Source organism: uncultured Corynebacterium sp. (assembly GCF_902489365.1).
Lineage (GTDB): Bacteria > Actinomycetota > Actinomycetes > Mycobacteriales > Mycobacteriaceae > Corynebacterium.
This window is the reverse complement of sequence record NZ_CABTZR010000025.1, coordinates 1-12,939: the sequence shown is the minus strand read 5'-3', so window position 1 is coordinate 12,939 and position 12,939 is coordinate 1. Positions and strand designations below refer to the sequence as shown.

Below are 12,939 nucleotides of genomic sequence, written 5' to 3'. Positions count from 1 at the left end.
GATGCGCACTAGTTGGCATCCAGTTGTAGCTGACCCTCAGGACCAGGAGGAACACCATGGCCGTAGAGCCCGATAAGCCAGGAGCAGACGATCCCGGACCAGGGCGCCGGTTGGGCCTCGACGTCGGAACCGTCCGCATTGGTGTGGCGGTATCCGATCGGGATGCTCGCCTGGCTATGCCGGTCGAGACTGTCCGCCGTGAAACTGGGTTTAAGGACCGCGACAAGGGTGACATCGACCGACTGCTTGAGCTTATTCACGAGTATGACGTCGTCGAGGTGGCAGTCGGTTTGCCGCGTGATCTCAAAGGCAACGGCTCATCAAGTGTTAAACATGCCAAGGAAATCGCGTTTCGTATCCACCGCCGCTTGGCAAAAGATGACACGATAAACACACCTCCGCCTGTGCGCATGGTGGATGAGCGCCTCACCACGGTGGTGGCATCATCCGCACTGCGAGCCTCTGGCGTGTCAGAGAGACGCGGCCGTTCGGTTATCGACCAAGCGGCCGCGGTGGAAATTTTGCAATCCTGGCTGGATGCGCGCCATTTCGCGTTGAACGGCCACAGCCCTTCAAACCTAGGAGACGAAGTACGTGAGCCGTAAACCTTCACGCATCGGACGCTCGATGGAACCCCAGTACGTCAAGCGCCGCCAGCGCGGCATGGCCGTGCTTATTGCCAGCCTTGTCCTCATCATCGGCGGCCTCGGCTACATCGGTTTCCGCCTTTTAGGAGGGGGCAATACCTTGGACTATGAGGGACAAGGCAATGGTGTAACACAGCTCGTTCAGGTCCCGGAAGGCTCATCCATGGGCGAACTGGCACCTGAGCTAGCAGAAAAGAATGTGGTGAAGACGCCTGAAGCTTTCTCTTCGGCGGCCAATTCCAACCCGCGCGCGAGCCAAATTAAACCCGGGTTTTACCGTCTCCAAGAGGAGATGAGCGCCAAATCCGCTGTGGAGGCACTGCTTGATGACGCCAACATGGTGGACCTGCTCGACGTGCATGGCGGAGCGACGTTGCTGGACGTCAACGTCCTGGGTGGCGATGTCCGGTTTGGTATTTACTCCCTGATCTCGCAGGTCTCCTGCAAGGAGGGCGGTTGCGTATCCGCCGAGGAACTGGAGAAGATCGCGGCCACGGTAGACCCAGCTGAACTGGGTGCACCGGACTGGGCTGTGGAGGAGGTCCGTGCCCGCGGCGAGGATCCCAAGCGTATTGAGGGGCTTATCGCCCCGGGACAGTACGTGCTTGACCCGAATATGGATGCCCAGGAGATCCTGACCGATCTCATCACTCGTTCGACGAAGAAGTACAACGACACCAACATTGTCGACCGCGCGCAGGCCATCGGCCTGAAGCCCTATGAGCTCCTGACCGCAGCATCCCTGGTGGAGCGTGAGTCGCCGGCCGGTGAGTTCGACAAGGTTGCCCGCGTCATCCTCAACCGCCTCCACGAGCCGATGCGCTTGGAATTGGACTCCACTGTGAACTATGGACTCGAGGATGTCGAGCTGGCCACCACCGATGAGGACCGCCACCGCGAAACCCCGTGGAATACTTATGCGAAGGATGGTCTTCCGGATTCCCCGATCGCCTCGCCGTCGGAGGAGGCCATCCAGGCCATGGAGAACCCGGCAGAGGGCAATTGGCTCTTCTTCGTCACGGTTGATGACAAGGGCACGACGGTCTTTACCGACAACTATGATGAGCACCTTGCCAACGTTGACGATGCAGTGCGCTCCGGCATCCTGGACAGCCAGCGCGAAGGCGCCGGCGAGCCACCAGCAGAGGAGCAGTAATACGATGCCGCGCGCCGCAGTTCTAGGCAGCCCCATCGAGCATTCGCTATCCCCAGTCCTCCATAAGGCCGGCTATGATGCGCTGAACCTGCAGGACTGGGATTACACCAGGTTCGAGGTGACCGACTTGGCTGCCTTCCTCGCCGAGGTAGGGGAGGAGTACAAAGGTTTCTCAGTGACCATGCCATTGAAGTTCGACGCCCTGGCTTATGCGGACATCGTCAGCGAGCGCGCTGAGCTCATCGGTTCCGCGAATACACTGGTGCGCACCCCGCAAGGGTGGCGCGCGGACAACACGGATACGGAAGGCGTGTTGGGCGCGCTCGATGAGCTGCTGGGCTCTTCCCAGCCGTCTTCGGCGCTGCTCATCGGCGCCGGTGGAACCGCGCGGCCGGTCCTGTGGGGGCTAGCCCAGCGTGGTGTTACCGATGTCACTGTGCTCAATCGCTCAGATCGTCGTGCTGAACTACGGCCGCTCGGGGACGCCCTTGGCCTCTCCCTCCACTCAGCATCTTTTGGTGATGATCTCGCGGGGTTAGCGCGCTCGGTGGACCTCATCGTCTCCACTGTTCCCTCCGCCGCCGTGCAAGAGCATCTGACCCAGTTGGCAAAGGCTCCAGTGTTCGACGTTATTTACGATCCATGGCCTACGCCTTTAACTGTCTACGCGGCTGCTGATGGCTATCCGACGGTCGGCGGGCACATCATGCTGGCTAACCAGGCTTATTCGCAGTTTGAACAGTTTACCGGGCACACCGCCCCGCGAGCAGAAATGCTGGCTGCTCTCAACGCTGCGCTCAAGCTGCCTTAATCAACAGCATGCGCCGCAGCACCCCGCACGGTAGGCTGCGCAGTCATGGGGGATGTGCTCTTTCTGGCGTGGGGGTGCGCCTTAATCGTTTATGACCTGCGCTTCAAACGCCTGCCCAACTATCTGACCCTGCCGGCCGCCGTGCTGTCGCTGTGGTGGTTCGACCCAGCCGGGCTGCTGTGGCCGGGGCTTTATATTCTGGTTGCCTTGCTGAGCCGTGCCGGAAGCGTGGGCGGGGGTGATCTCAAGCTGGCGTTGCCACTGGGCATGGTGACCGCCCACGCGGCGGGAGTACTAGGGGTAGCGTTAGCGATGGTAGGGGCGTCGCTGAGCACGCTGCTCTGGGGGTTCATAACGCAGGATCGGAAACCCGCGCACGGGCCTGGCATGCTCATTGCCGCAGCCTTTGTCGTGTTCTTTAGCCCCGACACGGTGTGATAGGCAGCCCAGTGCCCACGAAAGATTCCCTAGCGTGTGATAATAGTCCGCATGCTTCGTTGGACTACCGCAGGTGAATCTCACGGCCAGGCACTCGTTGCACTCATCGAGCACATGCCCGCCGGGGTTCCCGTTTCCCAAGACGACATCGCTCTCCAGCTCTCTCGCCGCCGCCTCGGCTACGGCCGTGGTGCCCGTATGAAGTTCGAGGCCGATGAGCTCACCTTGCTCAGTGGCATTCGACATGGCCTGACCCTGGGCAGCCCGATAGCCATCATGATCGGCAACACGGAGTGGCCGAAGTGGACCACCATCATGTCCCCGGACGCGCTAGACTTTGATGATCCGGAAACCGCTAAGGCGATGGCATCTGGCCGCGGCGCCCCGCTGACTCGTCCCCGCCCGGGGCATGCCGATTTCGCCGGCATGGTGAAGTTTGATCACGCGGAGGCCCGCCCCATCCTGGAGCGCTCTTCGGCGCGTGAGACCGCCGCCCGCGTGGCCGCGGCCACGGTCGCGCGCAACTTCCTCCGCGAAACCCTGGGAGTCGAGGTGCTGTCCCACGTCATCTCCATCGGTGCCTCTGAACCTTATGACGGCCCGCACCCTAGCTTCGCGGACCTTGAGGCTATTGATGCCTCACCGGTACGCGCCTGCGATAAGGCGGCGGAAGAGTCCATGATCACAGAGATCGAAACCGCGAAGAAGCAGGGAGACACCCTGGGCGGAATCGTCGAGGTGATCGTGGAAGGTTTGCCGATCGGTTTGGGCTCGCACACCTCGGGTGAAGACCGTCTCGACGCACAACTCGCCGCCGCCTTGATGGGTATTCAGGCAATCAAGGGCGTTGAGGTCGGCGATGGTTTCGCTGAAGCCCGCCGCCGCGGCAGCGAAGCGCACGATGAAATGGTTCGTACCGACAATGGTGTGGATCGTGAGACTAACCGCGCTGGTGGTCTGGAAGGCGGCATGACCAACGGCCAGACGCTGCGCGTGCGCGCGGCGATGAAGCCGATTTCCACGGTTCCGCGTGCGCTCAAGACGGTCGACATGGCCACAGGTGGGGCGGCAACCGCCATTCACCAGCGGTCCGACGTCTGCGCGGTACCGGCTGCCGGCGTCGTGGCAGAGGCGATGGTGGCGCTTGTTCTTGCGCGTGCGGTGCTGGAGAAATTCGGCGGCGATAGCCTCGCCGAAACCAAGCGCAACATCGCTGCCTACCAGGACTACGTGGCAGGCCGACTGGAGTGGGGTGACGCATGAACTCCCCACACGTCGTCCTTGTAGGACCTCCCGGTTCCGGCAAGACCACGATCGGTCGCCGCTTGTCGCGGGCGCTGAATTGCGACGTTGTTGATACCGATAGCCTCATTGAGGCGCGCTATGGAAAGAAGTGCGGCGAGATTTTCTCCGAGCTGGGTGAGCCGGCATTCCGAGAAGTGGAAGCCGAGGTCGTGCGCGAGGCACTGGCCACCACTGGTGTCGTGAGCCTGGGTGGTGGGGCAGTGCTGACTGAATCCACGCGCGACTTGCTCGATAGCCTGACCGTTGTGTTCCTCGACATCACGCCCGAAGAAGGTGTCACCCGCACTCTAGGGGATACCAACCGTCCGGTTTTGGAGTCGGCTGATCCCCTCGCGCACTATACGCAACTCTTGGAGGAGCGCCGGCCGCTCTATACCGAGGTTGCAGACCTAAAGGTGCGCACCGGTGTGCGTTCCCCGCAGCAGGTGGTGGGCGATATTTTGAGCTTCCTCGAGACTCTCTAAAACACTTGGTGTGCTGCCACTCGCACCCCACGACGACTAATGAAGACGACTACTAGCGCTGCAGAAGGAGCCGCTCACATGCACACCATTCCGGTTAATGGACCATCCCCCTACGAGGTCACGATTGGCAGCGGCCTCAGTGCTGCGATGATTGAGCGCGCCGCGAGCATTGGTGCAGCGAAGGTAGCGATTATCCACCAGCCGCCGCTCGCCGAGGCTGCCCGCAACCTTGCTGAGCAAGCCAGCGCACAGGGCCTCGAGGCCACCCCGGTCGAGGTTCCCGATGCCGAGGCTGCCAAGCAGCTTGATGTGTTGGCACGTCTGTGGGATGTGTTCGGTGACGCTGGGTTTAGCCGCCGCGATGCAGTCATCGGCCTCGGTGGCGGAGCCGTCACAGATTTGGCGGGTTTTGCCGCGGCGACGTGGATGCGCGGCATCCCGGTTATTCAGGCTCCGACGACGCTGCTGGCGATGGTTGATGCTGCCGTGGGCGGGAAGACTGGGATCAACACGGCCGCAGGAAAGAACCTCGTTGGGGCGTTCCACGAGCCGGATTCAGTCTTCGTCGATCTGGACCACTTGCGCACGCTGCCCGAGAACGAGATCATCGCTGGCTCTGCAGAAATCATCAAGACTGGCTTTATCCACGATCCACGCATCATCGAGCACTATCTAGCGGACCCCGCCGCATGCCTAAAACCGGACGGCTTGCTTCCGGAGCTCATCGAGCGGTCCATTGCCGTCAAAGCGCACGTGGTGGGCCAGGACTTGAAGGAGTCCGGTCTGCGCGAAACCCTCAATTACGGCCACACCTTCGGTCACGCCGTGGAGCGCCACGAGAACTATTCGTGGCGCCACGGCCGTGCGGTGGCGGTGGGCATGATGTTTATTGCGCACCTGTCCCACGCTCGGGGGCTTATCGACGCCACCCTCGTCGCCACCCACCGAGACATCCTCACCCGGATTGGGCTGCCCACCACCTATGAGCAGGGGCACTTCGAGGAGTTGCTCGACGGCATGCGGCACGACAAGAAGAACCGCGAGGGTCGCATCCGCTTCGTCGCGCTCACTGGTATTGGGGAAACAACCCGCCTCGAAGACGCCACAGAGGAGGAGTTGCGCGCAGCTTACGCGCAATTGGCCTCGTAGAGTTTCAGCTGACCCCCTAAAGCTTCAAGGAGTATTCCATGACAATCCTCGTTCTCAACGGCCCCAACCTGAACCGTTTGGGCAAACGCCAGCCAGAGATTTACGGAAGCGAAAGCCTAGCGGATATCGAAAGCCACGTGCGCGCCGCGGCGGGGGAGGAAGAGATCGTCTTCTTCCAGTCCAACCATGAGGGTGAACTCATCGAGCAGGTGCATCGAGCCGCCGACGAAGGCTGGCCCGTGATCATCAACCCAGGCGGCTTTACCCACACCTCGGTGGCGCTACGGGATGCCTTGGCCGAGGTAGCCGATGGCGCCGGTTTCGTCGAGGTTCACCTCTCCAACGTGCATGCACGCGAGGCTTTCCGCCAGCACTCTTACCTCAGCCCCATCGCGCGTGGTGTTATCGCAGGGCTGGGCTCCTATGGCTACGTCGCGGCACTGGGGTACTTCCTGGCAAATTAGCTATCATGGAGTATCGCTTGAAAATGATTGGAGTGATTCTCTCATGGCATTAGCCGATACTCGTTATGGCAACCGTCGCCGCAAGCTTATGACCGAGCTGTCCGGCCAGCGTATTGACGCCATTATTGTTACCCACTTGACGCACGTGCGCTACCTGACGGGTTTTTCCGGCTCGAATGGCGGTTTGTTGCTCCGCAAGGATCTCTCCGCGCTCATGGCAACTGATGGCCGCTACACAACCCAGATTGCACAGGAAGTCCCGGATATCGAAGCCAGCCTTGGCCGCGATGTGGGCCCGCACCTACTGGAGAAGGTATCCGATGATCTGCGGGTTGGCTACGAGGCGGACTATGTCACTGTCGCGCAACTCGAGCGTCTGGAGAAGGCGAAGCCCGAAGGCGTGACGCTGGTTCCAGTCACCGGGGTAATTGAGAAGATTCGCTTGGTCAAGGACAACATTGAGCTTCAGAAACTGGAGGAAATTGCCGCTTTGGCAAACCAGGCGCTCACCGATCTTATCGAGGCGGGTGAGGTAGCTGCTGGCCGCACAGAGCGACAGGTCGCTGCTGACTTGGAATACCGCATGCGCATGCTCGGTTCGGAGCGCGTGAGCTTTGACACCATCGTGGCCTCCGGCGAGAACTCCGCTAAACCCCACCACGGCGCGGATGACCGCGAGCTGCGCAAGGGTGACCTGGTCACGATCGACTTCGGAGCCCACCTGCGCGGTTTTAACTCCGACTGCACACGCACCTTCGCTATCGGTGAGGTCACCGACTTTGCCCGCGAGATCTATGACGTCGTGCTGCGGGCCCAGGAAGCAGGTGTCAAGGCTGCGGTGCCGGGCACGAAGCTTGTCGACGTCGACGCGGCCTGCCGCGACATTATTGCCGACGCCGGCTATGGCGAGTACTTCGTCCACTCCACCGGCCACGGCATCGGTCTTGACGTGCACGAAGGCCCCTCCGCAGCGAAAACCGGAAAGGGCGAATTGGCTGAAGGCATGACATTGACCATCGAGCCAGGCATTTACATTCCGGGCAAGGGTGGCGTTCGTATCGAGGACAGTCTTTTCATTACCTCCGGCGCAGCGAAGATCATTACGCCCTACCCGAAGGAACTTCAGGTGCTGTAGCCAGCACCCCTTCGCTCCGTTGGCGCCGTGCGTACGGTATGCTTAGACACTGTTTTCATAGTTTCGACTACAAGTGATTTGGGAGAGTCATTTCATGGCAGATACCACTGATTTCAAGAACGGTCTCGTTCTGAAGATCGACAACAAGCTGCAGCAAATTGTTGAGTTTCAGCATGTGAAGCCGGGCAAGGGCCCAGCTTTCGTGCGTACCAAGCTCAAGGACGTGGTCTCTGGCAAGGTAACGGACAAGACCTTCAACGCTGGCGTGAAGGTGGAGACCGCTAACGTCGACCGCCGCGACATGACCTACCTGTACAACGATGGCCAGAACTATGTGGTCATGGATGATAAGACCTACGAGCAGTACGAACTGCCGTTTGAGAAGTTCGGTGACGCCGGTAAGTTCCTCTTGGAGAACATGCGCGTCCAGGTCTCCTTCCACGACGGTGAGGCTCTGTTCGGTGAGCTGCCGATCTCCGTTGACCTGAAGGTGGAGCACACCGAGCCGGGCCTGCAGGGTGACCGCTCCAGCGGCGGCACTAAGCCGGCGACGCTCGAGACCGGTGCTGAGATCCAGGTTCCGTTGTTCATTGAGACCGGTAACATCCTCAAGATCGATACCCGTACTGGCGAGTACCTGTCTCGCGTCAACCACTAAGATGACCCCGCCAGAGCCTAACTATAAGCGTCACACGGCGCGCTACCGTGCGCGCCGCCGAGCCGCAGATATCCTCTTCGAGGCAGAGTCGCGCGATGTTGATCCGGTAGCAATCGTGGAGGACCGCGTCGAGCTTGCCCGCGACCCGGAAAATGGTGTGGCGCCGATCGCTGAGTACACCCGCGAGATCGTCAGCGGCGCAGCTGAAGAGTTGGACGCTATCGATGACGCCATCGCCCGTTACCTTTCCAGCGAGTGGTCCCTAGAGCGCATCCCTGCTGTTGACCGCGCGATCATGCGCGTGTCAGTCTGGGAGATCCTCTTCAATGCGGATGTTCCCAACGCTACTGCGCTCGTTGAGGGCGTTGAGCTTGCCTCGGAGTACTCCAATGACAAGGCCGCGCCCTACATCCACGCGGTGCTGGATGACGTCATCCAAGCCCAGTCTGCGGATAGCCCGATGGCCTCGGCCCCCGCCGAGGACTCTGAGGAGCCCGCTGAGACTACGGAAACGGAAGGGGACACCGAATAGAACCCCACCGCTAGCGTTAGCTGTTTCGCTAGCTCTCTTCAGAAAAACTCCGGCCAGATTTCCTTTGCGGACTGGCCGGAGTTTTGTCTTGGACGGGTTCAAATAGAAAAACTGCCCTTGTTGCCAAAGATCTGGCCAGATCCTCAATCTCAGCGGCGATCTTTGGCAACGAGGGCAGTTGCGGTAGTGCTGCGTGCGTGGTGGTGCAGCGCGCTAGAGCAGCGAAGAGAGGAAATCCTTCGTGCGCTGGTGCTGCGGGTTGTCCAAGAGTTGCTCAGGCGTACCGGTTTCGACGACGCTGCCGCCATCCATGAAGACAATGGTGTCGGCGACCTCCCGGGCAAAGCCCATCTCATGGGTCACGACAAGCATGGTCATGCCATCGGCGGCAAGCTCCTTCATGACGCGGAGAACTTCACCGACGAGCTCGGGGTCGAGGGCGGAGGTAGGCTCGTCGAAAAGCATCAGCTTCGGGTCCATGGCAACCGCGCGGGCAATGGCGACACGCTGCTGCTGACCACCTGACAGTTGCACTGGGTAGGCCTCCGCCTTGTGCGCGAGGCCGACCTTTTCCAGCAGCTCCATGGCCTTCTTTTTGGCTTTCTCCGGGCTCTGCTTCTTTACCTGGACCGGTGCCTCGATGATGTTTTCCAGCACGGTGCGGTGGCTAAACAGGTTGAACTGTTGGAAGACCATGCCGATATCCTGGCGCTGGGCGGCGGCTTCTTTCTCGGAGATCTCATAGAGTACGCCGTTGCGCTCGCGGAAACCGATGAGTTCGCCGTCGATGTAGAGGCGGCCTGCCGTGACCTTCTCCAGGTGATTACAGCAGCGCAGGAAGGTGGACTTGCCGGAACCGGAGGGGCCCAAGAGGCAGGTGACTTCGCCGGGCATGACGGTGAGGTCGATTCCTTTAAGAACCTCGAGCTGGCCGAAGGATTTGTGCACATTCTGCGCGGAGATCATGGGGGTGGTCATTAGTTCTTTACCTCCGGGATGACAGAGACGTTGCGGGGGATAGTTCCTTCGGCATCCGCTAGTGCGGCCAGCTGGCGGCCGGTGAGCTCGCGGGTGGCGCCGCGCTCAAAGCGGCGCTCCAAGAAGTACTGGCCCACCATGAGCAGAGAGGTGATGGCCAGGTACCACGTCGCGGCCACCATCAGAAGCGGAATGGGCTCGAAGAGCGCGGCCGAGATATCCGTGGCGCGGCCAAAAATTTCGGCCGTGTAGGGAATGGCAACCACAAGGGAGGAAGTCTTGAGCAGAGAAATGAACTCATTGCCGGTCGGCGGGATGATGATGCGCATAGCCTGCGGCAGTACCGTGCGGCGCATGGTCATCCACCAACCCATTCCCAGGGCCTTGCTTGCTTCCTTCTGGCCTTCCGGAACAGATGAGATACCGGAGCGGACAATCTCCGCCATGTATGCGGCCTCGTTTAGGCCCAAGCCCAAGACGGAAAGAAGGAATGCGTTAGTGAGCACCTCGGTGAGGGAAATCTCCGCGAATCCTAGGTTGATGGATTGATAGAGGGCCGAAAGCAGACCCCAGAAGACGAGCTGCACGTAGATTGGCGTGCCACGGAAGAGCCACAAGAAAACCCAAGAAACGCCTCCCAGCACTGGGTTGGGGGACATGCGCATCACCGCGAGGGCAGCGCCGCCCACGACGCCAATGATCATCGCCAGAATCGTAATGGCAATGGTGTGCAGCGCAGCGGTGGCGATCCGGGTATCGAAAAGATACTGGAAATACGTGCCCCACCCGAAAGCCTCATTGCGCGCCGAGGAGATGATGAACCACACTGCAAGCAGAGCGAGAAGGGTAGCGAAGACCCAGCGCCAGGGGTGGCGCAGTGGGCGAGCTTCGATCTTTTCCGGGGGAGTCGAAGCCGCTGAATCCGGCGCAGCCGGGAGAGAGGAGTTAGTCATTGATCGGCCTTTCATTAATCATTGCTTGTTCGACGAGTCCCTCGGTTACACCCCATTTATCGAGAATCTCCGCGTAAGCTCCGGTGTCGATGAGGTGTTGGAACGCCGCTGCTACGGCTGGGCCCAGGTCGGAGTCCTTTGGTACAGCGAAGCCGTAGGGTGCTGCGTCGAACATTTCGCCGACCATGGACATACGCCCATCCGAGCGGTTGACCGCCCATGCGGAGACTGGGGAATCCGCTGACAACGCGTCCGCTCGGCCCATCAAGACCGCTAGAGCGGCATTGTCGCTCGTGTCATAGGGAAGAATGGTCAGGTCGCCGTCGCAGGCTTCCTGCTTGGGGCGCAGATCGTCGGTCTCCGACACCGTGGTGCGCTGCACCGCGACGGTGAGGCCGCAGGGGTTGGATGGGTCCACGTCATTGGGGCCATCGGTGAGTTTCGCCCACTGAATGCCGGCATAGAGAATATCGACGAAATCGAAGTTCTCGCGCCGCTCATCGGTATCGGTGAATCCGGAACCGCCCAGATCGATTTGTCCGGCTTGGACCGCCGGCAGAATCATGGAGAAGTCTTGCTCCACCGGCTGAAATTCAAGCCCCAACACCTGGGCGACGGCATTGGCCAAGTCCATCTCTAGGCCGATGATCGAGCCATCGGAATCCTTGAATTCAAAAGGCGCAAAAGGTGGGTTCGTGCCGACGGTGAGGACGCCGTCGGCGTCCTCGTACATCGCCGCGATCTCGGGTACTTCGTCCACGTTGGGTGCGGACCAGCCTTCTGGCAGTGCTGGTTCCTCGTTCGTGACGCAACCGGAGAGGGTGGCCGAAGTTAACAACCCGGCAGCGCCCACGATGGCCGTTTTCTTTCTCATGCTTTAACTCTCTTGGTAGCTAGCGGCTTTGCGCCGGTCCACAACGATGAAAATGGCCACGATGATGCCGCCAATCGCAAACATAAGCAGGATTAGTGGTGTGGAGGCGTCTTGGTCAGCGCCCCATGGCCACAACGCACGTAGGGAGCCGAGCATGAAACCAGCCATAGCTGCAAGGGTGATATCGCGGTGATTATCCAGCAGGTAGTTCAACACCTTGACGAAGGCTGCGAGGCCGCACACCGCACCGAGTGCAAAGACACCCACCACGACCATGTCGCGGTCTGAGACCGCACCGATGATCGGGGCGTAGAGGCCCATCGTCAACAAAATGAGGGAGCCCGACACACCGGGAAGAACGAGCGCGCACACGGCCACCATCGCGGCGAGGAAGACGACAATCAGGTTGGGGTCTTCTATTGGGGTGGAGGTGAAGCCGGTGACGAAGAAGATTGCGACAGCGGCGATGAGAAGTGCGGCCAAGGAGGCGGGCGAAAAACGCGACATCATGCTCAGTGGCACGATGATGGATACGGCGACCATGCCGAGGAAGAGGGCGCTGGATAGCGACGCTTGGCCCTCCACAAAGTTGTGGAGAATCGTGGAGAACCCGAAAACGGCGACGAGCATGCCGACGGCCACGGAGACGAGGAAGCCCCATTCGACCTTCTTAAAGCGGCCGGAGAGGAGATCATTGGCGTTATGCAAAGCACGCTCATAGATACCGACGATGAGCGCAACGGTGCCGCCGGAGATTCCGGGGACTAACTCGGCCATGCCAATAAGGGCGCCGCGAATGGCGTTGAAAAGATAATGCATAAACCGAAAGTAACCTTGACTGTCTACCCGGTGGGATTGCCGTGCCGGGAAGAGCGGGTGAGCAGATGACTTTTTATTCTCTCACCACAACGCAGGCTTATGCAAACTATTCAGTCAGTAGAAGGTTATACGCCTTTTACATCGGCAGGCGCTTGGACACTTCACCGTAGATCGATCCCAGGATGGCGAAGACAGTGAGGCCGACGAGGCCGTCGAGAAGCACTGCGTAGAAATTATTCAGCTGAGGATCGTTGGAGGAAGCCGTGGACTTGCGCAGCTCTTGATAGTAAGAAGATCCTTCAACCTTGGTGGATATCTGCTTGTCCGCGCTGGACTCGGCAGCAGTAGCAGCGGCGGTGCCGCCTAGGGTGAGGGCAATGGCGGTGCTCACAGCGATGATAGTGCGACGCATGGCGACGGGTTCCTTTCCGTTGAAAACGCTAACACCCCACAACAGGCTCTGTTGTGGGGTGGAATTGTGCCCCTGGTGAGACTCGAACTCACACTACACGGGTTTTGAATCCGTTGCCTCTGCCAATTGGGCTACAGGGGCGCA

16 protein-coding genes and 1 tRNA gene are annotated in these 12,939 nt (G+C 60.2%); 11 read left to right on the top strand and 6 right to left on the bottom strand.

The annotated features are described in order from the left end of the window. Positions 1-56 precede the first annotated feature (56 nt). The 11 genes from ruvX (at position 57) to nusB (ending at position 8,759) form a co-directional block, all read left to right on the top strand. On the top strand, positions 57-605 hold the full coding sequence (ruvX, locus tag RDN59_RS05575) for a Holliday junction resolvase RuvX (RefSeq protein WP_308606980.1): 549 nt from the start codon (positions 57-59) through the stop codon (positions 603-605). 22 nt (positions 606-627) lie between these two features. After that, entirely contained in the window at positions 628-1,803 is a 1,176-nt protein-coding gene (mltG, locus tag RDN59_RS05570; protein ID WP_308606991.1) for an endolytic transglycosylase MltG, read from the top strand. A 4-nt stretch (positions 1,804-1,807) separates the two neighbouring features. After that, positions 1,808-2,614, top strand: coding sequence for a shikimate dehydrogenase (locus RDN59_RS05565; RefSeq protein WP_308606979.1), 807 nt, complete (start codon positions 1,808-1,810; stop codon positions 2,612-2,614). A gap of 45 nt (positions 2,615-2,659) precedes the next feature. After that, positions 2,660-3,052: an A24 family peptidase gene (locus RDN59_RS05560; protein WP_308606978.1), complete on the top strand. Its 393-nt coding sequence runs from the start codon at positions 2,660-2,662 to the stop codon at positions 3,050-3,052. Positions 3,053-3,103: 51 nt separating this feature from the next. After that, positions 3,104-4,315 carry a chorismate synthase gene (aroC, locus tag RDN59_RS05555; protein ID WP_308606977.1) on the top strand — a complete coding sequence of 404 codons (1,212 nt, stop codon included), beginning with the start codon at positions 3,104-3,106 and terminating at the stop codon, positions 4,313-4,315. Then, complete coding sequence (locus RDN59_RS05550) at positions 4,312-4,821, top strand: shikimate kinase (RefSeq protein WP_308606976.1); 510 nt, start codon at positions 4,312-4,314, stop codon at positions 4,819-4,821. Before aroC ends, RDN59_RS05550 begins: the two co-directional genes overlap by 4 nt. Before the next feature lie 78 nt (positions 4,822-4,899). Continuing rightward, positions 4,900-5,970: a 3-dehydroquinate synthase gene (gene aroB, locus RDN59_RS05545; RefSeq protein WP_308606975.1), complete on the top strand. Its 1,071-nt coding sequence runs from the start codon at positions 4,900-4,902 to the stop codon at positions 5,968-5,970. A 38-nt stretch (positions 5,971-6,008) separates the two neighbouring features. Then, complete coding sequence (gene aroQ, locus RDN59_RS05540; RefSeq protein WP_308606974.1) at positions 6,009-6,434, top strand: type II 3-dehydroquinate dehydratase; 426 nt, start codon at positions 6,009-6,011, stop codon at positions 6,432-6,434. A gap of 43 nt (positions 6,435-6,477) precedes the next feature. After that, complete coding sequence (locus RDN59_RS05535) at positions 6,478-7,569, top strand: aminopeptidase P family protein (protein WP_308606973.1); 1,092 nt, start codon at positions 6,478-6,480, stop codon at positions 7,567-7,569. Positions 7,570-7,663: 94 nt separating this feature from the next. Then, positions 7,664-8,227 carry an elongation factor P gene (efp, locus tag RDN59_RS05530; RefSeq protein ID WP_308606972.1) on the top strand — a complete coding sequence of 188 codons (564 nt, stop codon included), beginning with the start codon at positions 7,664-7,666 and terminating at the stop codon, positions 8,225-8,227. A 1-nt stretch (position 8,228) separates the two neighbouring features. Continuing rightward, entirely contained in the window at positions 8,229-8,759 is a 531-nt protein-coding gene (gene nusB, locus RDN59_RS05525) for a transcription antitermination factor NusB (protein ID WP_308606971.1), read from the top strand. Positions 8,760-8,972: 213 nt separating this feature from the next. Here nusB and RDN59_RS05520 read toward each other — a convergent pair whose 3' ends face one another. The 6 genes from RDN59_RS05520 to RDN59_RS05495 form a co-directional block, all read right to left on the bottom strand. Continuing rightward, positions 8,973-9,737: an amino acid ABC transporter ATP-binding protein gene (locus tag RDN59_RS05520; protein ID WP_308606970.1), complete on the bottom strand. Its 765-nt coding sequence runs from the start codon at positions 9,735-9,737 to the stop codon at positions 8,973-8,975. Beyond that, positions 9,737-10,690, bottom strand: a complete 954-nt coding sequence (locus RDN59_RS05515; protein WP_070700372.1) for an amino acid ABC transporter permease — start codon at positions 10,688-10,690, stop codon at positions 9,737-9,739. The genes RDN59_RS05520 and RDN59_RS05515 overlap by 1 nt, the downstream gene beginning before the upstream one ends. After that, entirely contained in the window at positions 10,683-11,564 is an 882-nt protein-coding gene (locus RDN59_RS05510; RefSeq protein ID WP_308606969.1) for an ABC transporter substrate-binding protein, read from the bottom strand. Before RDN59_RS05510 ends, RDN59_RS05515 begins: the two co-directional genes overlap by 8 nt. Before the next feature lie 3 nt (positions 11,565-11,567). Next, complete coding sequence (locus tag RDN59_RS05505) at positions 11,568-12,383, bottom strand: DUF368 domain-containing protein (protein WP_308606968.1); 816 nt, start codon at positions 12,381-12,383, stop codon at positions 11,568-11,570. A gap of 136 nt (positions 12,384-12,519) precedes the next feature. After that, a complete protein-coding gene (locus RDN59_RS05500; RefSeq protein ID WP_308606967.1) occupies positions 12,520-12,795 on the bottom strand; it encodes a hypothetical protein in 276 nt (91 codons plus the stop codon). 67 nt (positions 12,796-12,862) lie between these two features. Then, a tRNA-Leu gene (locus RDN59_RS05495) sits at positions 12,863-12,936 on the bottom strand. Positions 12,937-12,939: the final 3 nt, after the last annotated feature.